The 19,843-nt window shown below is 66.4% G+C and carries 27 protein-coding genes; 12 read left to right on the forward strand and 15 right to left on the reverse strand.

Features of this window, described 5'->3' with window-relative positions; all coding sequences use genetic code 11:
- Window positions 1-4: 4 nt before the first annotated feature.
- From Q9235_RS01675 to Q9235_RS01685, 3 genes are all read left to right on the forward strand, one after another.
- Window positions 5-1,315 (forward strand): TRAP transporter large permease, encoded by a 1,311-nt coding sequence (locus Q9235_RS01675; protein WP_306225060.1) that lies wholly within the window; start codon window positions 5-7, stop codon window positions 1,313-1,315.
- Between the two features lie 34 nt (window positions 1,316-1,349).
- Entirely contained in the window at window positions 1,350-2,345 is a 996-nt protein-coding gene (locus Q9235_RS01680) for a TRAP transporter substrate-binding protein (protein ID WP_306225061.1), read from the forward strand.
- Between the two features lie 111 nt (window positions 2,346-2,456).
- A complete protein-coding gene (locus Q9235_RS01685) occupies window positions 2,457-2,981 on the forward strand; it encodes a winged helix DNA-binding protein (RefSeq protein WP_306225062.1) in 525 nt (174 codons plus the stop codon).
- Here Q9235_RS01685 and Q9235_RS01690 read toward each other — a convergent pair.
- Both Q9235_RS01690 and Q9235_RS01695 read right to left on the reverse strand, forming a co-directional pair.
- The gene (locus Q9235_RS01690) at window positions 2,976-3,638 is read right to left on the reverse strand and encodes a DedA family protein (protein WP_306225064.1); all 663 of its coding nucleotides are present in this window, start codon (window positions 3,636-3,638) and stop codon (window positions 2,976-2,978) included. The genes Q9235_RS01685 and Q9235_RS01690 overlap by 6 nt on opposite strands.
- Before the next feature lie 18 nt (window positions 3,639-3,656).
- The gene (locus tag Q9235_RS01695) at window positions 3,657-4,088 is read right to left on the reverse strand and encodes a hypothetical protein (protein WP_306225066.1); all 432 of its coding nucleotides are present in this window, start codon (window positions 4,086-4,088) and stop codon (window positions 3,657-3,659) included.
- A gap of 173 nt (window positions 4,089-4,261) precedes the next feature.
- Between Q9235_RS01695 and Q9235_RS01700 the strand changes: the two genes are divergently transcribed.
- The gene (locus Q9235_RS01700) at window positions 4,262-5,173 is read left to right on the forward strand and encodes a DMT family transporter (RefSeq protein ID WP_306225067.1); all 912 of its coding nucleotides are present in this window, start codon (window positions 4,262-4,264) and stop codon (window positions 5,171-5,173) included.
- 43 nt (window positions 5,174-5,216) lie between these two features.
- The gene (locus tag Q9235_RS01705; protein WP_306225068.1) at window positions 5,217-5,717 is read left to right on the forward strand and encodes a hypothetical protein; all 501 of its coding nucleotides are present in this window, start codon (window positions 5,217-5,219) and stop codon (window positions 5,715-5,717) included.
- Here Q9235_RS01705 and Q9235_RS01710 read toward each other — a convergent pair.
- Window positions 5,711-6,346 carry a pyridoxamine 5'-phosphate oxidase family protein gene (locus Q9235_RS01710; RefSeq protein ID WP_306225070.1) on the reverse strand — a complete coding sequence of 212 codons (636 nt, stop codon included), beginning with the start codon at window positions 6,344-6,346 and terminating at the stop codon, window positions 5,711-5,713. The genes Q9235_RS01705 and Q9235_RS01710 overlap by 7 nt on opposite strands.
- A 181-nt stretch (window positions 6,347-6,527) precedes the next feature.
- Between Q9235_RS01710 and Q9235_RS01715 the strand changes: the two genes are divergently transcribed.
- From Q9235_RS01715 to Q9235_RS01730, 4 genes are all read left to right on the forward strand, one after another.
- Window positions 6,528-6,986 carry a hypothetical protein gene (locus tag Q9235_RS01715; protein WP_306225071.1) on the forward strand — a complete coding sequence of 153 codons (459 nt, stop codon included), beginning with the start codon at window positions 6,528-6,530 and terminating at the stop codon, window positions 6,984-6,986.
- Between the two features lie 14 nt (window positions 6,987-7,000).
- Window positions 7,001-7,666 (forward strand): ribonuclease T2 family protein, encoded by a 666-nt coding sequence (locus Q9235_RS01720; RefSeq protein ID WP_306225072.1) that lies wholly within the window; start codon window positions 7,001-7,003, stop codon window positions 7,664-7,666.
- Window positions 7,667-7,729: 63 nt separating this feature from the next.
- Complete coding sequence (locus Q9235_RS01725) at window positions 7,730-8,581, forward strand: 23S rRNA (adenine(2030)-N(6))-methyltransferase RlmJ (protein WP_306225073.1); 852 nt, start codon at window positions 7,730-7,732, stop codon at window positions 8,579-8,581.
- Between the two features lie 36 nt (window positions 8,582-8,617).
- A complete protein-coding gene (locus Q9235_RS01730; RefSeq protein WP_306225074.1) occupies window positions 8,618-9,220 on the forward strand; it encodes a glutathione S-transferase in 603 nt (200 codons plus the stop codon).
- On the opposite strand, the gene Q9235_RS01735 is transcribed toward Q9235_RS01730, so the two are convergent.
- Window positions 9,210-9,356, reverse strand: coding sequence for a hypothetical protein (locus Q9235_RS01735; protein WP_306225076.1), 147 nt, complete (start codon window positions 9,354-9,356; stop codon window positions 9,210-9,212). The genes Q9235_RS01730 and Q9235_RS01735 overlap by 11 nt on opposite strands.
- A gap of 30 nt (window positions 9,357-9,386) precedes the next feature.
- Complete coding sequence (locus Q9235_RS01740; protein ID WP_306225077.1) at window positions 9,387-10,037, reverse strand: outer membrane protein; 651 nt, start codon at window positions 10,035-10,037, stop codon at window positions 9,387-9,389.
- Window positions 10,038-10,411: 374 nt separating this feature from the next.
- On the opposite strand from Q9235_RS01740, the gene Q9235_RS01745 reads away from it, so the two are divergent.
- Both Q9235_RS01745 and Q9235_RS01750 read left to right on the forward strand, forming a co-directional pair.
- Complete coding sequence (locus Q9235_RS01745) at window positions 10,412-11,227, forward strand: glycosyltransferase family 2 protein (protein ID WP_306225078.1); 816 nt, start codon at window positions 10,412-10,414, stop codon at window positions 11,225-11,227.
- Window positions 11,211-11,966: an SDR family oxidoreductase gene (locus Q9235_RS01750; RefSeq protein ID WP_306225080.1), complete on the forward strand. Its 756-nt coding sequence runs from the start codon at window positions 11,211-11,213 to the stop codon at window positions 11,964-11,966. Before Q9235_RS01745 ends, Q9235_RS01750 begins: the two co-directional genes overlap by 17 nt.
- A 3-nt stretch (window positions 11,967-11,969) precedes the next feature.
- On the opposite strand, the gene Q9235_RS01755 is transcribed toward Q9235_RS01750, so the two are convergent.
- From Q9235_RS01755 to Q9235_RS01785, 7 genes are all read right to left on the reverse strand, one after another.
- Entirely contained in the window at window positions 11,970-12,599 is a 630-nt protein-coding gene (locus Q9235_RS01755; RefSeq protein ID WP_306225081.1) for a 2-hydroxychromene-2-carboxylate isomerase, read from the reverse strand.
- A gap of 321 nt (window positions 12,600-12,920) precedes the next feature.
- Window positions 12,921-13,685, reverse strand: a complete 765-nt coding sequence (gene pgeF / locus Q9235_RS01760) for a peptidoglycan editing factor PgeF (protein WP_306225082.1) — start codon at window positions 13,683-13,685, stop codon at window positions 12,921-12,923.
- A gap of 48 nt (window positions 13,686-13,733) precedes the next feature.
- A complete protein-coding gene (locus Q9235_RS01765; protein ID WP_306225084.1) occupies window positions 13,734-14,825 on the reverse strand; it encodes a class I SAM-dependent methyltransferase in 1,092 nt (363 codons plus the stop codon).
- The gene (gene lgt, locus Q9235_RS01770; RefSeq protein ID WP_306225086.1) at window positions 14,822-15,676 is read right to left on the reverse strand and encodes a prolipoprotein diacylglyceryl transferase; all 855 of its coding nucleotides are present in this window, start codon (window positions 15,674-15,676) and stop codon (window positions 14,822-14,824) included. Before lgt ends, Q9235_RS01765 begins: the two co-directional genes overlap by 4 nt.
- 240 nt (window positions 15,677-15,916) lie before the next feature.
- A complete protein-coding gene (locus tag Q9235_RS01775) occupies window positions 15,917-16,936 on the reverse strand; it encodes an NADP-dependent oxidoreductase (RefSeq protein WP_306225087.1) in 1,020 nt (339 codons plus the stop codon).
- 144 nt (window positions 16,937-17,080) lie between these two features.
- Window positions 17,081-17,653 carry a chloramphenicol phosphotransferase CPT family protein gene (locus tag Q9235_RS01780; RefSeq protein WP_306225088.1) on the reverse strand — a complete coding sequence of 191 codons (573 nt, stop codon included), beginning with the start codon at window positions 17,651-17,653 and terminating at the stop codon, window positions 17,081-17,083.
- Window positions 17,650-18,168 carry a MarR family winged helix-turn-helix transcriptional regulator gene (locus Q9235_RS01785; RefSeq protein ID WP_306225090.1) on the reverse strand — a complete coding sequence of 173 codons (519 nt, stop codon included), beginning with the start codon at window positions 18,166-18,168 and terminating at the stop codon, window positions 17,650-17,652. The genes Q9235_RS01780 and Q9235_RS01785 overlap by 4 nt, the downstream gene beginning before the upstream one ends.
- Window positions 18,169-18,287: 119 nt before the next feature.
- On the opposite strand from Q9235_RS01785, the gene Q9235_RS01790 reads away from it, so the two are divergent.
- Window positions 18,288-18,641: a cupin domain-containing protein gene (locus tag Q9235_RS01790; protein WP_306225092.1), complete on the forward strand. Its 354-nt coding sequence runs from the start codon at window positions 18,288-18,290 to the stop codon at window positions 18,639-18,641.
- A gap of 142 nt (window positions 18,642-18,783) precedes the next feature.
- Here Q9235_RS01790 and Q9235_RS01795 read toward each other — a convergent pair whose 3' ends face one another.
- The 3 genes from Q9235_RS01795 to Q9235_RS01805 all read right to left on the reverse strand — a co-directional run bounded on the left by Q9235_RS01795 (window position 18,784) and on the right by Q9235_RS01805 (window position 19,724).
- Window positions 18,784-19,044 carry a transcriptional regulator gene (locus Q9235_RS01795; protein ID WP_306225094.1) on the reverse strand — a complete coding sequence of 87 codons (261 nt, stop codon included), beginning with the start codon at window positions 19,042-19,044 and terminating at the stop codon, window positions 18,784-18,786.
- A 42-nt stretch (window positions 19,045-19,086) separates the two neighbouring features.
- Window positions 19,087-19,377, reverse strand: coding sequence for a 30S ribosomal protein S21 (gene rpsU / locus Q9235_RS01800; RefSeq protein ID WP_306225095.1), 291 nt, complete (start codon window positions 19,375-19,377; stop codon window positions 19,087-19,089).
- 137 nt (window positions 19,378-19,514) lie between these two features.
- Entirely contained in the window at window positions 19,515-19,724 is a 210-nt protein-coding gene (locus tag Q9235_RS01805; protein ID WP_306225096.1) for a cold-shock protein, read from the reverse strand.
- Window positions 19,725-19,843: the final 119 nt, after the last annotated feature.

Below are 19,843 nucleotides of genomic sequence, written 5' to 3' on the forward strand. Positions count from 1 at the left end.
TCCGATGGCAATGATCGAAATCTCCGGCCTTCTGCTGCTCCTGCTCGCCGTCTTCCTCGCGGGCGGCGTCTGGATCGCCATCTCGCTCATGGCCTGCGGCTGGGTCGCGATGCAGTTCGTCGGCGGCGGCATCCCGGCCGGCTCCGTGCTGGCGACCACCATCTGGGGCAACAGCGCCTCCTGGACGCTGGCCGCGCTGCCGCTCTTCATCTGGATGGGCGAAATCCTGTACCGGACGAAGCTCTCCGAGGAGATGTTCCGCGGCCTCGCGCCCTGGCTCAACTGGCTGCCCGGCCGCCTGATGCACGTCAACGTGCTCGCCTGCGGCATCTTCGGCTCGGTTTCCGGCTCGTCGGCCGCGACCTGCGCCACCGTCGCCAAGATCGCCCTGCCGGAGCTCAAGAAGCGCGGCTACAACGAGAAGCTCGCGCTCGGCTCGCTCGCCGGCGCCGGCACGCTCGGCATCCTGATCCCGCCCTCGATCACCATGGTGGTCTATGCGGTGGCGGCCAATGTCTCGATCATCCAGATCTTCCTCGCCGGCTTCCTGCCGGGCCTGCTCGTGATGGCGCTCTATTCCGGCTACATCATCGTCTGGCACCTGCTGCATCCCGACCAGTCGCCGCCGCGCGAGCCGAAGATGCCGCTGCGCGAGAAGCTCAGGGAATCGGCACAGCTCATCCCCTGCATGCTGCTGATCGCGCTGGTCTTCCTGTCGCTCCTGCTCGGCTGGGCGACGGCGACCGAATGCGCCGCCTGGGGCGTGCTCGGCTCCTTCGGCATCGCCTGGTGGTCGGGCTCGCTGACCAGGGAAGCCTTCTGGCAGAGCGTGATGGGCACGACCCGGATCACCTGCATGATCATGCTGATCCTGGCCGGCGCCTCCTTCATGTCGACCTCGATGGCCTATACCGGCATCCCGGCGGCGCTCGCCGCCTGGGTCGACTCGCTGCACCTGTCGCCCTACGCCCTGATCGCGGCACTGACGGTGATGTACATCATCCTCGGCACCGCGCTCGACGGCATCTCGATGATCGTGCTGACCACAGCCATCGTCATCCCGATGATCAAGACAGCCGGCTTCGATCTCGTCTGGTTCGGCATCTTCCTCGTGCTGATCGTCGAGATGGCCGAGGTCTCGCCGCCGGTCGGCTTCAACCTCTTCGTGCTGCAGACGATGTCCGGCAAGGATTCGAACACGGTCGCGCTGGCGGCGCTGCCGTTCTTCTTCCTGCTGGTCGCAGCCGTCGCGATCATCACGATCTTCCCGTGGATCGTGATGGTCTTGCCCCAGATGGCCTTTCCGCCTCAATAATCACGCATCAAAACCAAGGGAACGGAGACAAACCATGTATCGCAAGGACTTCATCAAGGGCCTGCTCGTTGCCGGCGTCGCCGCCACTGCCCTGACGCTCGGTGCCGGCTCGGCCTCGGCCCAGACCAAGTGGAACCTGCCTGCCGCCTATCCCAACGACAACCCGCATACGGAAAACCTCGTCCTCTTCGCCAAGGACGTCGAGGCTGCCACCGGCGGCAAGCTCTCCATCACGGTCCATGGCAACGCCTCGCTGTTCAAGGCGCCCGAGATCAAGCGCGCGGTGCAGACCGGCCAGGCCCAGATGGGCGAGGTCCTGATCTCGAACCACGAGAACGAGGACCCGATCTTCGGCATCGACGTCGTCCCCTTCCTGGCGACCTCCTTCGCGGACTCGCGCAAGCTCTACACGGCCTCCAAGGCCGCGATCGAGAAGAAGCTCGATGCGCAGGGCATCAAGCTCCTCTTCATGGTCCCCTGGGCGCCGCAGGGCGTCTACGCTAAGAAGGACATCAACACGATCGAGGACATGAAGGGGCTGAAGTGGCGCGCCTATAATGTCGGCACCGCCCGCCTCGGCGAGCTGCTCGGCATGCAGTCCGTCACCATCCAGGCGGCGGAACTGCCGCAGGCGCTGGCGACCGGCGTGGTCAATTCCTTCATGTCGTCGGGCGGCACCGGCTACGATTCCAAGGCCTGGGAATCGCTGACCCATTTCTACGACACGCAGGCCTGGATCCCGAAGGACGCCACCTTCGTCAACAAGGCCGCCTTCAACGCCCTCGACAAGGCGACGCAGGACGCCATCCTCAAGGCCGCCGCGACGGCCGAGGAGCGCGGCTGGAAGATGTGGCAGGAGAAGGCCGGCTGGTACCTCGAGCAGCTCAAGGCCAAGGGCATGAAGGTCCAGGCGCCCTCGCCGGCGCTCGCAGCCGGGTTCAAGAAGGCCGGCGAGCAGCTCACCGCGGACTGGCTGAAGAAGGCCGGCGCCGAAGGCCAGGCCATCGTCGACGCCTACAAGAAGATGTGACGCGGGGAACCGCGCCGCGTCTCCGCGCCCGATGACTGTCATCCCGGATCAACGCCGCTGAAGCGGCTCGTCCGGGATGACGCAGCCTTTTCTCCAGGATAACAGAGCGCGATGACCTCCCCGGCTCCCGACGACCTCGGCCCGATCGTCTCCTCCGGGCATCTCGCCTCGGGGGCTCTGCCGGCTCTTTCGGAATTCGAGTTCGCGCTGAGCATGACCGTGCATGCTTTCCAGCGCTGGATGATCCGCTGCATGGCGGCGGCCGGCATCGCCGATCTCTCGCCGCTCGACGTGCTCGTGCTGCACAACGTCAACCACCGCGGCAAGGCCAAGCGCCTTGCCGATATCTGCCTCGTCCTCAATATCGAGGACACGCATCTGGTGAACTACTCGCTGAAGAAGCTCGAGCGGCTGAAGCTGCTCAAGGGCGGTCGCAAGGGCAAGGAGAAGACCGTCGAGGTCACGCCGGCCGGCGAGGAAGCCTGCCGTCGCTATGCCCAGATCCGCGAGCAGCTCCTGGTTAAGTCCATCCGCGCGACCGGCGCCGACCCGGCCCGGCTCTCCGAGATCGCCGCCGCCATGCGCTCGCTCTCCGGCCAGTACGACCAGGCGGCCCGGGCGGCAGCGAGCCTATAGGCGCTTCTCAGCGGCCTGCGCATCCGGCGTCGGCGGCACAGCGGGATCGGCCCGGACCGCCTCGGGTCGCCGGCGATAGCGACGCATGACATAGACCGCCGCCCCTTCGACGACGATCAGCCCGAGCGATACCCACAGCCCGATCTCGACCGGATCGCTCGACGTGTCCCTGAGTGCGAAGCCGACCACCAGGAAGGCGAAATTATAGATCGCGATCCCGATCGCCGCCGCGATCAGGAAGGTCGCGCCAGGGATGGCGAGCACGCCGGCGGGCAGCGCCAGGAATATCCGCGCGACCGGTATCGTCTGGCCGATCAGCGTGACCGCGAAGCTGTTCCGCCGATAGCTCCCGGCGAGGTAGTCGTAGGTCTCGAGGTTGAAGAAGACATAGCGCCCATAGCGCGCGACCACCGCCCGCACCCGCCTCTCGCCGAGCGCGCGGCCGATCGAATACCAGGCCGCGGTCGCCGTGAAGGACCCGGCCACCGTGACGGCGAGGAAAGCGCCGAGCTCCGCCTCCCCGGACGCCGCCGTCCCGAACAGGATCAACATCAGATAGGACGGGACGATCGGAGCGAACTTCTCCAGCAGGGCCATGACGAACACGCCCGCGAACCCGTAAGCCAGCAGAATCGGCAGGATGTCGGACGGATCCATCGTAAAAGCCCGCAGGCGCTACCGCCGCGAGCCGAACAGCCGCCGCACGGCCGACATCAGCATCGGCAGCACGGCGAGCGCGACCATGCCGAGCACCCAGATGACGACGATCGCCGGCTTGACGACCAGCTTCAGCAGGGCAATCGCCTGCCCGGCGAGTCCGCCCATGTCGAGCGTCTTCAGCGCATCGCCCGCAGCCTTTCCGCCATAGCTCTCGACCGCGCCGCGCCCGCTATCGACCAGTGCCGGCGCACTGGTCGATAGCCAGGCCAGGACGGGGTCGGCGAGCGAATAGGCGAACCAGGCGAACAGCGACCAGGCCGCCATCGCCAGAAGGGCGAGGACCCAGAACAATCCAGACACCCGGCGCAACGCGCCGCCGCCCGACGAAGCGGCGGCGTTCCAGCCAACCGCCGAATCCTGGCGCCGCTGCTGAGGAGGACGGCTCATACTGATGCTCCTTCATCCTGCGCGCGGGCCGAAGCGGCACCGCAAACCGAAAAGATAGGAGCTCTAGCCACTGGAGGTTCAAGAGGGCCGCCTGCGGCTTTATGCTGCAGTGCAAGATTGCGCGACGGGCGGCGCTGCGTCAGAGCGTGGGCTCGATTCCCCGCGTGTCTGCCATGGCCTACCGAAACGCTTCACTTTCCGGCATCCTGATGATGCTGATCGGCATCCTGCTGTTTTCGCTCAACGACGTGATGGGCAAATGGCTGGTCGCGACCTACACGGTCGGCCAGCTCCTGCTGGTGCGCAGCCTGGCCGCGCTCGTCGTCATCCTGCCCTTCGTCTTGAAGCAGGGCCTGCAGCGGACCTTGCGGCCGGAGCGCCCCGGCCTGCAGGCGCTGCGCGTGCTGTTCAGCTCGGGCGAGGTCGCGCTGTTCTATCTGGCCGTGACCTATCTGCCGCTCGCCGATGCGATGACGATCTGGCTGGCGGCGCCGGTCTGGGTGGTGATCCTCGCCGCATTGCTGCTGGGCGAGCGCATCGACGGCCGGCGCTGGCTTGCCATCGCGCTGGGCTTCGCCGGCGTCGCGGTCTCGCTCAATCCAACCGATGCCAGCCTGTCGATGCCGGCCCTTATCGCCGCCGCCGGCAGCTTCCTCTTCGCCGCGATGATGATCGCCGGCCGCCAGTTGCGCGGCACGCCGGACGTCACGCTGGTCGCCTGGCAGACGCTCGGCGCGCTCCTGATGGGGCTCGTGCTCCTGCCCTTGGGCTGGGTCACGCCGAGCCTGAAGGACACCGCCCTGCTCGGCCTGCTCGGCATCGTCGCGATGGGCGCGCATATCTGCGTCACTCGCTCGCTCAAGCTGGCGGAAGCCTCGGTCGTCGTGCCCTATCAGTACACCCTGATCGTCTGGGCGCTGGTCTTCGGCTGGTTCGTCTTCGGCGACTGGCCGACGCCGGCCATGCTCTGCGGCGCGGCCCTGATCGTGGCGGCCGGCCTCGTCCTGCTCGTCCTGGAGCGACGAGCCACTGTCGCGAACTACAAACCCGTCGTGAAAGCAGCTACGATCCGCCAGCAGAGTTGAGACGCGAGAGGGTACGCCGACGGGCCGGAAGCCATCCGATGGCTTGATCATCACCGTCGGCCTCGCCGCCGCCGGCATAGGCCTTTATGTGGTCCTGGCCGGCTGGCCAGCCCAACCCCTGCCCCGCGAAAAACTGGCGATCGCCGAGCATGTCGGCCCGATCTCGGTCGAGATGCCCATCATCAGCGACGGCATCGGCCGCAACCGCGGCGGCTATCGCACGCAGCGCCTTGCCCTTGTCGCATCCGGCCGGATGCTGCGGACCTACTCCCCGCCGCGCAACCTCTGGGTCAACGACCTCGACACGATCCGCTGGGGTCAGCCGCTACGCTTCCTCGTCGATCCCGATGCCGGGCTTGTCTATGAGGCGACGAGCGCAGGCCGAAGCCTGCTCTCCTATGACGAGAGCGTCGCGAAGCTCCAGGAGTCGGCGCGCAACCGCATCCTGATCGGCCTCGGTGTCCTCGCCTTCGCCGCCTGGCAGTTCGGCACGCTGCTGCACCGCCGCCGGCAGGAGAGACGCGAGGCGCGCACGCCTCAGTAAAGGCGCGTGCGATAGGCTTCCTCGAGATTGCGATCGGCCTCGTCGCCGTCGACCGCCTTGGTCTGGTCGGCGATGATGCGGCCGAGCGTCGGGAAGGAGTTGCGCGGCACCTGCGAGGCCGGGTCCCACAGCTTCGAGCGGATCAGCGCCTTGCCGCAATGGAAATAGGCTTCCTCGACCGTGACGATCAGCCCGGTCACCGGCACGCGCTCCTGCATGATGGAGGGCGCCAGCAGAGCGGGATCGCGCGTCGCATGCGCCTTGCCGTTGACGCGCAAGGTCTCCGGAATGCCCGGCACCATGAAGACGAGCCCGACGCCCGGCGACGAGACGATATTGCGGAAGGAATCGATCAGGTTGTTGCCCCGCCGGTCGGGGATCAGCAGGGTCGTGTCGTCGAGCACGCGCACGAAGCCGGGCCCGTCGCCGCGCGGGCTGGCATCGGCATTGCCCTCGGCATCGCAGCTCGCGAGCACGAGGAAAGGCGACAGCGCGATGAAGTCCCGGCAGAAATGGTCCAGCCGGCGGAGCACCTTGCTGGCTGCCAGCGGCGAGACCGGGCCGATATGGCCGCGCAAGGCATCCGCATCCGCAATGCGTGCCGTGGGGTCGTCGAAGCAATCCGTCATCTTGTTTCCCCTGTTTCTCCGGCCAATCTGTCCGATCGCAGCTCACCGCGCCAGCGCCGACGACTTCTGCCGGACAGCCTTTCTCCGCATGGCGTCGCCCGCTTCGCATGCGCCTTGACCCATGACCGGCACATCGCCATCGTGCGCCCCATCTTTGCCCTCTTGTACGAGGCCTGATTCGATGCGCCGCGCCCTGCTGCGAACCGCCCTTGTTTCCATCGCCTGCCTCGCAGGCTTCGCGGCCAACGCCGCGAACGGCCGTTTCGTTCACCCGCTGGACCGGGCGGAGAACCGTACCTTCGCGATGTATGGCAATCTGCCCGGCTGCGACGACCCGGCTGTCCTGGGCGAGGTCAGCAGCCGCTTCAATTCCCGCGAGAACACCTATTGGGGGCCGCTTCAAGCTCTGTCCTACGACCGCATCGGGCAGATCGGCTACCGTAGCTGGGGCGCCGACTTCATCCCGCGCCGCTTCTGCAGTGGCCGCGTGCTGCTGAACGACGGCAAGTTCCGCCGCGTCGACTACTCCGTGCGCGAGAATCTTGGCCTCTTCGGCCTGACCTGGAACGTCAACTGGTGCGTGAGCGGCCTCGACAGGCTGCGCACCCATGCGCCCGATTGCAAGATGGCGCGCCCCTGATCGCAGGTCGTCCGATGATGAAATCGCTGGCGATTGCAGCTCTGGCGCTGTTCGGCTTCGCCGGGGCCGGCCATGCCCAAGGCTTCGGCCAGCGCGGCGGCGCGCCGGGTGATTTCGATTTCTACGTGCTTGCCCTGTCATGGTCGCCAGGCTTCTGCGAGCTCGACGGCGACCGTTCGCGCAATCGCGAGCAATGCGGCGAAGGAGCCGGCCTGCGCTTCGTTGTACACGGTCTCTGGCCGCAGAACGAGCGCGGCTATCCCAGCGAATGCGGACCAGCCGGGCGCTCGCCGTCGCGGATCGCGATGGAGCAGGCCGAGGGCCTGTTCCCGAGCGAGGGCCTCGCCCGCTATCAGTGGCGCAAGCACGGTACCTGCACCGGCTCCAGCCCGAGCGACTATTTCCGCGATGTCCGCCGCGCCCGCGAGAAGGTCGCGATTCCGCCGACGCTCGCCAAGGTGGATCGCGACCAGACCTGGACGGCGCTCGATCTCGAACGCGCCTTCGCCGCCGCCAATCCCGGCCTGCGCCCGGACATGATGTCGGTCGCCTGCAAGCGTGGTGTGCTGCAGGAGGTCAAGATCTGCTTCTCGAAAGATCTTCGCGACTTCCGCTCCTGCCAGCAGGTCGACCGCTCCGGCTGCCGCGCTCGCGAGTTCACGGTCATCGCGCCGCGCTGAAAGCGCAATAAGGCAGGACTTTGCCGCTTCCGGTCGCGAGCGGCTTCCTCTACCAACGGCGGCATGAACTATCGCCATGGCTTCCACGCCGGAAACTTCGCCGATGTGCTGAAGCATGTCGTCCTGACGCGCATCCTGCTGCACCTCAATGCCAAGCCGGCGCCCTACCGCATCATCGACACGCATGCCGGCAGCGGCCGCTACGATCTCGATTCGGAAGAGGCGCTGAGGACGCATGAGTGGAAGGACGGCATCGCGCGGATCGACCGCTCGCCCCTGTCCCCCGCGGTCGAAGCCCTGCTCGTTCCCTATCGTGCCGCGCTCCAAGGAGCCCGCGCGCTCCATGGTGCGGGCGCCTATCCCGGCTCTCCCTGGCTCTGCCGCCATGCCATGCGACCCGACGACCGGTTGGTCGCAGCCGAACTCCATCCGCAGACCTACAAGAAGCTGACCGAAGCGATCGGCCGCGACAAGCGCTGCATACCGCTCGCGATCGACGGGTGGACGGCGCTTCGGGCCAATGTCCCGCCGAAGGAACGCCGCGGCCTCGTGCTGATCGATCCGCCCTTCGAGGAAAAGGACGAGTTCGCTACCCTCGCCGACCAGTTCATCGCGGCCCATCGCAAGTGGCCGACCGGCATCTACGCGCTCTGGTATCCGATCAAGGGCAGCCACGGCATCGAATCGCTGATGGATTCGGTGCTCGACGCGGGAATCGGCCGGCTCCTGCGCCTCGAAATGGATGTCGATCGCCCCGAAGCAGCGGGCGGCCTCAGCGCCACCGGGCTCCTGATCGTCAACCCGCCCTGGCGACTGGCCGAGGAGGCGGAAACGCTGCTGCCGGCCCTGACCGAACGGCTCGCCCAAGGGCCGCGCCCGCGCTATCACTGCGAGGCGATCCGCCCCGACGGCTGATCGACCACATCCCCGTCCGCATCAAGGATTCCGCCGATGCTCGTCCTGCGCTCCTCCCCCGCCTCTCCGTTCGGCCGCAAGGTCAAGATGTCGGCCATCGAACTCGGGCTGATGGAGCGGATCGACATCGTTCCGGCCGACACGAACGACCCGGCCGAGGCGCTGCGCCAGCAAAATCCGCTCGGCAAGATCCCGACCCTGGTGCTGGAGGATGGCACGACGCTGTTCGATTCGCGCGTCATCGTCGACTATCTCGACCATCTCAGCGGCGGGAAGCTGATCCCGGCCGGCGAAGCCCGCTTCGCACAGCTCCGACTTCAGGCGCTGGCCGACGGCATCTGCGATGCCGCTTTGCTCAAGGTCTATGAGGGACGCTTCCGCCCCGAGGAAGGCCGCAACGCCAACTGGGTCGCGCATCAGGACGGCAAGGTTGCGCGTGGCCTGCAAGCACTCGAAGTCCTACCACCCACCTTCGCGGATCGCCCCCGCATCGGCGAGATCGCGGTTGCCTGCGCGCTGGGCTATCTCGACCTGCGCTTCGAAGGAACCTGGCGCGCGACCCATCCGAAGCTCGTCGCCTGGCTCGATGATTTCGCAGCCCGCGTCCCCGCCTTCGAGGCGACCCGCTTCAAGGGCTGATCGACGTAGCGCCGGTCGCGCTGCGAACAATCGACATCATCCCGAAGCCGGCGGCCTTGGCCGCCGGCTTTTTCATGCCCGCTCCCGTGAAGACGCCGGCATGCGGGCAATAAAAAAACCCGGTGGCCGAGGCCACCGGGTCCGTTCTGTCTCCGGGAGGAGAGGATCAGAACTTGTAGCTGAGGCGGGCGCGGACGACCGAGAAGTCGGTGCCGACCTTGGTGCCGGCGCCAAGGATGTTCTTCTCGCCGAGGTCGACGTAGAGGTACTCGACGCCAGCGATGATGTTGTTGGTCACGGCGTACTCGAGACCGCCGCCGACGGCGAAGCCGCCGGTGTGGCTGCGATCCGAAGAGAAGCCGATCGCCGGGATCGAGGTCTTCACGTTGCCGTAGGCCCAACCACCGGTGATGTAAGGCATGAACCGGTCGAAGGCGACGCCGACGCGAGCGCGGACCGTACCGAAGTAGTCGGTCTTGACGTTCACCAGGCCGAGGTTGTTGCCGGAGCTGAGGTCAGCGAACTGCAGGTCAGCCTCAAGGCCGAGAACGAACTGGCCCATCTGGTAGTTGTAGCCGATCTGGCCGCCACCGACGAAGCCGTCGAGATCGCCGACATTGGCGAAGCCGTTGGCGTTCACGTTGCCCCAGCCGTAGCCGGCGTTACCACCGACGTAGAAACCGGTCCAGGAGAACGCCGGCGGCATGTAGACGGGGGCAGCGATCGGGCCCTTGCGGGACGGCAGGTCGGCGGCCGAGGCGGCGCCAGCGGCGACGAGGCCGAGCGCGGCAACGCTCGCAAGCAGATACTTCTTCATGACAAACTCCTTAGTCGTCGCTGACGCCGGAAACCCCGGCGGTTGATTTCGATGAACCCGTTATAAGACCGGGAGCCGGCTTTGTCTGTTGCATCGGAAGCACATCTGCCTTGCAGACCGCGGCAGAAATGCGGCACGAATGCGATAACTGAACGCAAAAAGGTAAAACCAAGTTAACCAACCACTGACTAGCCATCATGGTAAATCGAATACTAATAGAAACTCGATCACCCGTCGGCGTAGGAATATCGCCCGGCCTACAAACGCCGGAGCTTTCCCAAGGTTCCGCGGCGGACTGCCCCTTTTTCGCCCTGTCTTGCCGCTCCGGGCCGCGCGTGCTTAAGCCTTGAGGCAACAGGAACCGAAGAAGAACCGTGCCGCCTCTCTCGATCTTCATCATCGCCCAGAACGAGGCAGACCGGATCGGCCGCACGATCGAGGCGGCGCGAGCCTTGAGCGACGACATCGTTCTCGTCGATTCCGGTTCGACCGACGGCACCCAGGCGCTGGCGGAATCACTGGGCGCGCGCGTCATCTTCAATCCCTGGCCGGGTTATGGCCAGCAGAAGCGCTTCGCGGAAGAGCAATGCCGCCATGACTGGCTGCTCAATCTCGATGCCGACGAGGTGATTCCACCCGATCTCGCCGCGGAGATCGCCGCGCTCTTCGCCGCCGGCTTGCCATCCAAGGACGCCTACAAGCTGAGAATCGCCGAGATCTTCCCGGGCGAAGGCGCCCCGCATCGATTCGCCTATGCCCTCGCCCCCGTACGTCTCTATCGCAGGAGCAAGGGCCGTTATTCGCCCTCGCCCGTGCATGATCGTGTCGATCTCTCGCCGGATGCGCGCGTCGGACGCCTACGCGGAACGGTGCATCATTTCTCGGTCCGCTCTCTCGGCGAGCAGATGGATAAGCTCAACGCCTATAGCGATGCGCAGGCCGACGACCTCGACGCCCGCGGCGGCACGCTCTCAGTCTTCCGGCTGGTCGCCGAATTCCCCGCCAATTTCCTGAAGGCCTATATCGGGCGGCGCCATGCGCTGCGCGGCATCTACGGCTTCATGACCGCGATGAACTACGCCTTCTATCGCTATCTGCGCGTCGCCAAGCACTGGGAGCGCCGCCTGCAACGGCGCGCCTCGGCTGAAGCCCCGACGCCTCCCGCGAATCGCGATGGCCAAAATGGCTGAGGTCGCGCTGGTCACCGGCGGCGCCAGGCGGATCGGCCGCGCCATCGTCGAGAAGCTGGCTGCGGCCGGCTATGCGGTCGCGATCCATCACGGCGACAGCCTCGAGGACGCCGAGGCCCTGGCGCGAAAGCTCGAAGCCGACGGCGCGAAAACCTGCCTGCTCACAGCCGATCTAGTCGATCCCGCGGAGGTCGCGACCTTGATTCCGACAGCGGAAGCCGCGCTCGGCCCGGTCACGCTGCTGGTCAACAACGCCGCGAGCTTTGTCGCGGACGATGTCCGTTCGCTCGACATCGCCACCTGGAATCGCCAGTTCTCGATCAACCTGCGTGCGCCCTCGCAACTGGTCGGGATCATGGCGGAACGCCTGCCCGCCGATGCCAAGGGCGCCGTGGTCAACATCGTCGATCAGCGCGTATGGAAGCTGACGCCGCAATACTACTCCTACACCTTGACCAAGGCCGCCCTGCTCACCGCGACCCAGACGCTGGCGCAGGCGCTGGCCCCGCGCATCCGCGTCAACGCCGTCGGGCCGGGCCCCACCTTCCCGAACGCCTATGACGGCACGGACCGGCTGGAGCAGGAAGCGGCAGGCACCCTGCTCGGCCACCGGGTCGTGCCCGAGGAGATCGCCGAAGCCGTGCTCTATCTCGCCCGCGCCCATTCGGTGACCGGGCAGATGATCGCCGTCGATGCCGGCCAGCATCTCGGCTGGCGCACGCCCGACATCGTCGGCTGATCGTCAAACGGCGCCTTCTACGCGATAGGGCGCGCGGCCGCTGGCAAGCGCCGAATCCAGCAGGTCGAGCCGATCCTGCCCCCAGAACACCTCGCCATCGAGCACATAGCTCGGCGCTCCGAAGACGCCGGCTTTCACGGCCTCGCCGAGCGTCTCCTCGTACCGAAGCTTGACCGAAGGGCCTTCAGCCGAATCCATTAACGCGGCCCCGTCGAGGCCCGCCCGCGCCGCGCAGGCCAGCAGCGCCTCGGGTCGGCCCATATCCTCGTCCCGAGCCCACAAACCGGCCATCACATCGCCGATGAACGCGAAGGGATCGCCCCCCTTGGCCAGGATCGCGGTCGTCATGCGATCTGCCAGCGACGGATCGAAGGGAAAATGCTTCGGCTGCAGCACCAGCGGCAGGCCCCGCGCCGCGCGCCAGCGCTGGAGATCGAGCAGCCGATAACGCTGCCTCACCGGGTGGCGCTTCGGCAGCGGCAAGCCGCCCGTCTCGTCGAAAACCGAGCGCAACGGCATCGGCCGGTAGTCGATCCCGCAGCCATGACGCCGCGCAATTTCGTGGAAGGCCGCGTTGCCGAGATAGGTCCAGGGCGAATGCAGCGAGAAATAATAGGTGATCGAACGTGACAAGGCTGCCTCGCGGTGTTTTCCGGTGGGACAGCATCGCCGCCACCTGAGCCATCGTGCAAGGTCACCGCCCTGCACCATGCACAGCCCGGCTCCGCGGGAAGCCGGGTTGGCACAGGAACAGGAACGATTGGCTCAGGCCGCCTTGTTCTTCAGCGCGCCGATCGCGCCGGCGATCAGGATCTGTTCCATCTCGGGCCCCGCATCTCAATGCATCGCCTGAAGGACATGCACCCGCGAGAAGCGATGCATTCCCCCGGCAGCGGGACGATGCATCGACAGCAGCGGTGCGATAAGCTGCCGCACCGCTCAACCGCTAATCGTTCAAGTGAGGACGATCGCCGAGATCAGGCGGCCATAATCGGGCTCGCTGCGATGGGTCGTGCGGCGATAGCTGAAGAAGCGCTGCGCGTCGCCATAGGTACACAGGCCCATGTCGACGAAGCGGCCGATTCCCGCCTCCTGCGCCTTCAGGCCGATGAAGGCGGGGAGATCGAACATCGCATGCGCGGCGCGCTCGGACGGCGTGAAAAAGCGCGCATAGGTCCGGTTCTCGGCCTTGAAGCGCTCGATGAATTCCGGCCCGACCTCATAGGCCTTGGCGCTGATCGTCGGGCCGAGCACGGCGGTGATGCGCTCGCGCCTCGCGCCGAGCTTCTCCATCGCCGTCACGGTCGCGCCGACAATGCCGGTGAAGGCCCCCTTCCAGCCGGAATGAGCTGCGCCGATCACCCGTGCCTCGCCATCGGCGAAGAGAATCGGCCCGCAATCGGCAGTGGAGACGCCGAGCGCGACATGCGAGGCCGTCGTCACCATGGCATCGGCCTTGGGGCGATCGCCCGGCCAGGGGCCGGTCACCACTTCCACATCGGCGGAATGGACCTGGTAGAGGCTGATCAGGTTGTCCGGCGTCACTTCGAGATGGCGCGCCATCCGCACTCGGTTCTCGCGGATCGCCGCCGGATCATCGGCCGAGCCGAGCCCACCGTTCAGCGATGCATAGATTCCGGTCGAGGCGCCGCCCTCGCGGGTGAAGAAGGCGTGACGGATGCCGGCTTCTCCGGCGAGTTCGCGGGCGGTGATGAACATGGGCGTGGCGGTCCGGTTAGCGCGCGGCCGCGAGCGGCCCCGCTGGGTTCAGCCCCGATCTGGCAGCCGATGAAGGTCAAATCCGGGCAGAGGCGGCAGGTTCCGCTGCGATAGCGCGAGAACCTTGAACAAATCCCCCATCCCGGTCTCGCCCGGCGCGATCAGGCGATCGAAGGCCTCAGAAATTGCGGCCCGCTGTTCGGGGTTCGCCTTGAGCGACAAGGCCTGTGCCCGCTGCGGCAACCCCAGCGCGACCAGGAAATCGCGCTGCGTCGCCGGCCCGTGCAGGGCGGCGTCTGCCTTGAGGACGGCCTGCCCCACCCGCTCGAAGTCGACATGGACGGTGAGATCCGCCTCGCCGGGTTCCGCCAGCGGAGCGACGAACTCATGTCGTTTCATCGCCTGCAGCGTATCGCCGAAGCCTGAGCGCATCGAGCCATAGTCGATGAGCAACGCCGCACCGCCTGCCGAATCGATGTGGCCGGCTAGTTGCACGACGATATCGAGGGCAATCGATGGCTGCTCGAACACCGAGCCCACTGGCGCGGCAAGCGCCGGCGTGCTCTCTCCCGCGGCGGACAAGCCAAAGGCGAGATCGCCATCATCGCCAAGCCCGACCAATCGCTCGCGCCACCCGTCCTGCGTCATCACGAACTGATCGAGCGGCAGGGCATCGAGGAACTCATTGGCGACCGCGATCACCGGGCCGTCGAGCGCATCCGCAACCGTGTCGTGCCAGACCGGCTCGAACCCTTTCAACGCCGCCGCCTGCCGGGTGCGCAGCACCGGGCTGGTTTCGACGAGATGAACCGACAGCGCCGCGTGGAAACCCGGCACGATCCGCGTCGCACGCAGCATGTCGGCCATCAGTGTGCCGCGTCCGGGCCCGAGCTCGACCAGCCGGAAGCGCGCCGGCGCGCCCATCGCCTGCCAGGCATGAGCCGCCCAGAGCCCGATCAGTTCGCCGAACATCTGGCTGATCTCGGGCGCCGTGGTGAAATCGCCCTCGGCCCCAAAGGGATCGCGCGTCATGTAATAGCCATGGCGCGGATGGCCGAGCGCCAGCCCCATGTAGCGGCCGATGCCGATCGGCCCCTCCTGCCGGATCAAATCGATGATCTCGGCCTTGAGCGTGGTCACGCCCGCGCCTCGCCGGGCGTCTCGCGCCGGCTGCGCAGCACCAGCCACAGGCCGGCGAAGAACACCGGCAGCGACAGCAGCATGCCCATGGTGATACCACCCGAGAGCGCATCGACCGATGTCCCAAACAGGAATCCGAGCTGCGGATCGGGCTCGCGGAAGAACTCGCAGACGATCCGGGCGACCGCATAGCCCATGCCGAACACGCCTGCGACGAAACCCGGCCGCTTGAAGCCGCCGGCCCGGACCAGCAGGTTCACCAGGATGAAGAGCAGGAGGCCTTCGGCGAAAGCCTCGTAGAGCTGGCTCGGATGGCGCGGCAGCGGCCCGCCATTCGGGAAGACCATGGCATAGGGGAAATCTGGAGCCGGCCGGCCCCAGAGCTCGCCATTGATGAAATTGGCGATGCGCCCGAGCATGAGTCCGATCGGCACCACAGCGGCGGCGAGATCGAACACCGACAGAGCGGGATAGCCGCGCCGCCTGGCGAAGAGCCACAGGCCGAGCGTCGCGCCGATCAGCCCGCCATGGAAGGACATGCCGCCCTGCCAGATCGCGAAGATGTCCTGCGGCCGTTCGAGATAGCGCGCGAGATCGTAGAACAGCACGAAGCCGATGCGCCCGCCGAGCACGACGCCGAAGGCGACGAAGAGCAGCATGTCGTCGAGCTCGACCGGTTGCGGCCTTGCGCGACCGCCCCAAAGGCCATCGGAGGCCACGAGCTTGCGCGCATACCACCAGCCGCCGAGCAGTCCGACGACATAGGCAAGCCCATACCATTTGATCGCCAGCGGCCCGAGTTGAACCGCGACGGGGTCGATCATCGGGAAAGGAATGGCGAAGACGGGCATGGCGAAGTCCAGTGGCAGGCGGGGCGAGATGGCCGCGCCCCCGCTCAATGGTCAAGGAAAAAGGCCGGCGCGTGACAGCCTGCCTCAGAACGCAAGCTCGAAGCCCTCATCCTGAGGAGCCGCGCAAGCGGCGTCTCGAAGGATGCTCCAGATAACCCTGAGCCTCCTGAAACATCCTTCGAGACGCCATTCCCGAGGGAATGGCTCCTCAGGATGAGGGCTCAAGTTTGGATCAGGCGCTCAGAGCTCGACGATCAGCTTGCCGAAATTCTTGCCCTCCAGCAGCCCGATGAAGGCCTCGGGCGCGTTCTCCAGCCCGGTGACGATGTCTTCCTTGTACTTGACCGCGCCCTCGGTGATCCAGCGCGCCATCTCCTCCCTGAAGGTCGGCGCTTGCGCTGCCGCGAATTCGCGCTGGATGAAGCCGCGGATCGTCAGGCTCTTCGACAGCACCTGCCGCATCATCCCCGGCAAACGGTCAGGCCCCGGGAATTCTCCACTCGCGTTGTAATGCGCGACGAGACCGCAGACCGGGATGCGCGCGAAGGTGTTGAGCAACGGGAAGATCGCATCCCAGACATGACCTCCGACATTCTCGAAATAGACGTCGATGCCATCCGGGCAGGCCGCCGCGAGCTTGGCCGCCATGTCGGGATCGCGATGGTCGATCACCGCATCGAAACCGAAGGTGTCGCGCACGAAGGCGCATTTCTCGGGACCACCGGCGATGCCGACCGCTCGCGCGCCCTTGATCCGGGCGATCTGGCCGACCGCCGAACCGACCGGCCCGCTCGCCGCCGCGACGACCACCGTCTCGCCAGGTTTGGGCTGACCGATGGTGAGCAGCCCGGCATAAGCGGTGAAACCGGGCATGCCGAGCACGCCGAGCGCCGTCGTCAGCGGCGCGGCTTTCGGATCGAGCTTGCGCAACTGCGCAGCGTTCGCCACCGCATGGGACTGCCAGCCGGAATGCGAGAGCACGATATCGCCCGGCTTGAAGGCCGGGTCGCGGCTCTCGATCACCTCGCCGACGGTGCCGCCCTCCATGGGCTGCCCGATCTCGGTCGCCGCAGCATAGGATTTCGCCGCGCTCATCCGCCCGCGCATATAGGGGTCGAGCGAGAGATAGAGGATTTTGAGCAGCACCTGCCCCTCGGCGGGCGCCGGGATCGCGGCCCGCTCCAGTCGGAAATTCTGCGGGCTCGGGCGCCCTTCGGGGCGCGAGGCGAGAATGATGCGAACGCTGCCGGACTGGGACATGGGTTTCGATCCTCGGTAGAGAGCGGCACGGGCCTGTCTCCCCTCATATTGGCGCAGCCCGAGGCCGACGGCAGTCCCCTCGCCCTGCATTCGCGGCCGGTGCTGGCGCGTCGATGACATGACAAGCCGGTCGCCGGGCCTCGATCAGCCGCGGTTGCTGCGCTCGCGCAATCGTTCAAAGGCCGAAGGCCGCATCCGCGCCCGCCACGCCGCGATGACCGCATCGGCATTGGCGTCGCGATCCTGCATCGCATCCACCTCGGCATCGTAGAGGCAGTAGGAATGGATGCGATGGAAGTCGCGTCGCGCGTCGCCAACCGGCCTGTCGCCGCGTTCGCGCTCACGTCGCTCCAGCTCCTCCAGCGCGCAATGGACACCGACGAAGAACACGTCCTGCCCGGCAAACGCATCGGCCAGCCGCAGCAGCCAGGCCTCGCTTTCCATGATGTGCTCGACGATGAGATCGTTGCCGGCCTCGACATAGGCGGTGAGCGAGCGCTCGAAGCCGAGGAAGAAGGCCTCTCGCATGGTCCGCCAGTCGAATTCGCCGCTCCTGATCCGGGCGCTCGGCAACACGCCGGAATCGCGGAGATGGTCGATCGAGATATGCCAGAACGGCGTGTCGATCCGCGCCTGGATGGCGCGTGCCAGCGAGGACTTGCCGCTGCTCGACGCGCCGTTGAGCAGGATGATGCGGCCGGGCCTGGCCGGAATCATCCTTGCCGCTCCGGCCGTGCTTCACTTTCGAGCGTCGCCAGAAGCTCCTTCAGGAGCCCCGCAAGGGTCGCCCGCTTGTCCGAGTCGAGGCTTGCGAGGAATTGCGCCTCGCTCGCCATGTCGGCGCGCAGCGCCTCCTCGGCGCGCTGGAAGCCCAGCTCCGTCAGGACGACGAGGAGACTGCGGCCGTCCTCCGGCGATTTCTCGCGACGGATAAGCCCGGCTTTCTCCAGCCGCCCCAGCCGGTGTGTCAGGCCGCCGGAGGTGATCATCAGCGAACGATAGAGCGCCGTCGGCGTCAGCCGATAGGGCGGCCCGCTGCGGCGCAAGGTGCTGATGACGTCGAACTCGCCGCGATCGAGACCAAACCCCGCGAACGTCTCCTCGATGCTCGGCCGCACAAGATTGGACAGCCGGTAGGCCCGCCCAAGGATCGCGGTCGGCGTCGTATCGAGATCCGGCAATTCGCGGGCCCATTGCGCCCTGACCCGCTCGACATGATCCATTTTCGTCATCGCCTGCCTTCCCTCGCCCTTCCTCTGCCTCAATGCGCGTGCTGCGCCAAGAGATATCTTGACAGGAAGATACCGCTCGATAATTATCTTTGCACAAAGATAATTTTGAGGAGACGGTGATGACGACGGCGATCGACAGCGACATCCTGCGCAACGGCACGAGCCGGACGGCGAAATTCGAGGGCGGCGGCTATGGCTCGCAGGTCTCGTTCTTCCTGGTCGACAACGAGCCGGGCCAGGGACCGGGCCTGCATATCCATCCCTATTCGGAAACCTGGGTGATCCGGTCCGGCGAGGCGGAATTCACGGTCGGCCGGGAAAAGCTGCGGGCCGGCGCCGGGGCGATCGTGGTCGGCCCCGCCGGAATCCCGCATAAATTCGTCAACATCGGCCCGGGGCGGCTGGAGCTCATCTGCATCCACGCCAACACGGCCATCGTTCAGGACTGGGTCGAGGAAGAAGCTGCGGCCTGATCGGCCAGATCGGCTGCAATGAAACGCGCAGCACCGGCTGCGGCCGGCCCTTCACAGCTCTGCTTGATCGCGACGCAGCAGCAGTCCAATGCGGCCGCGGCGCGTAGTTGGCGCCCGGCCAGGGATATGCACGGCCGAAGCGTCAGAGCGACTTCGCGGCGACCCGGCTCGGGCGCTTCACGACCGCCTTGCTGATCGGGGCGACCGCCTTGGCGGCAGCCTCTTCGGCATCCCGCGCAAGACGAAGCGCCCGCAGCTTCTCGGTCTTGAGTCGGGCAGCGCTGGCTTGATCCTCGACCGCCTGCCAGGCGTCGAGGGCATCCTTTCGGCGCTGCTCGGTCGTCGCAAGAGCTTCCTGCGCCCGCGCAGCGATCTCGTCCAGCTTCATGTTGCGGCTCGACATGCGAAACTCCTCACGCGACGGGCGTTGATCGGTCTGCGCCGATCAGACGGAAGGAGGACGCGGCGCCCCGGCTCCCGGTCCCGCTCCGGGGCGACCCTTGCCGACCGGCAGCTTGCGCTTCGGCGCCGGCAGAAGGCCCTCGCGCTGCGCCTGCTTGCGGGCCGCCTTCTTGGCGCGGCGAACAGCCTCGCCCTTCTCGCGGGCGCGGCGCTCGGACGGCTTCTCGTATTCGCGGCGCTGCTTCATCTCGCGGAACACGCCTTCGCGCTGCAGCTTCTTCTTCAGAACGCGGAGCGCCTGCTCGACATTGTTGTCCCGAACGAGAACTTGCATGGTCATCCTTTCCAGAAAGCACAAAGGGCCGGGCTTGTTGTCCCGACCCTCCATCAACCGCTGGTGCGAAACATCGTGTCGTGGCGCCGGTACATCCGTGGTCGCCGCAAAGCGTCGTCGTTCCGCTCCCGCGGCAGTTATTCAGCCCGCAGGTTGTCGGCCGAGCTCTTGCCCGAACGCTTGTCCTGAACGATCTCGTAGGAGATCTTCTGGCCGTCGCGCAGATCGCGCAGACCGGCGCGCTCGACAGCGCTGATATGGACGAAAACGTCCTGCCCGCCATCGTCAGGCTGAATGAAACCGAAACCCTTGGTGGAATTGAACCACTTGACCGTACCAGAAGCCATATGCGCCTCCCGCAAACATGCTTGTCCAAGCCCCATGGAAAACATGCGGCGGCGAATTCGATTAGAGGAAGAAAATCGTCAGCATGTCGCGCTCAAGCGGCACGAATGGCCAAGTCATC

It is taken from the genome of Bosea beijingensis (assembly GCF_030758975.1).
Taxonomy (GTDB): Bacteria; Pseudomonadota; Alphaproteobacteria; order Rhizobiales; family Beijerinckiaceae; genus Allobosea; species Allobosea beijingensis.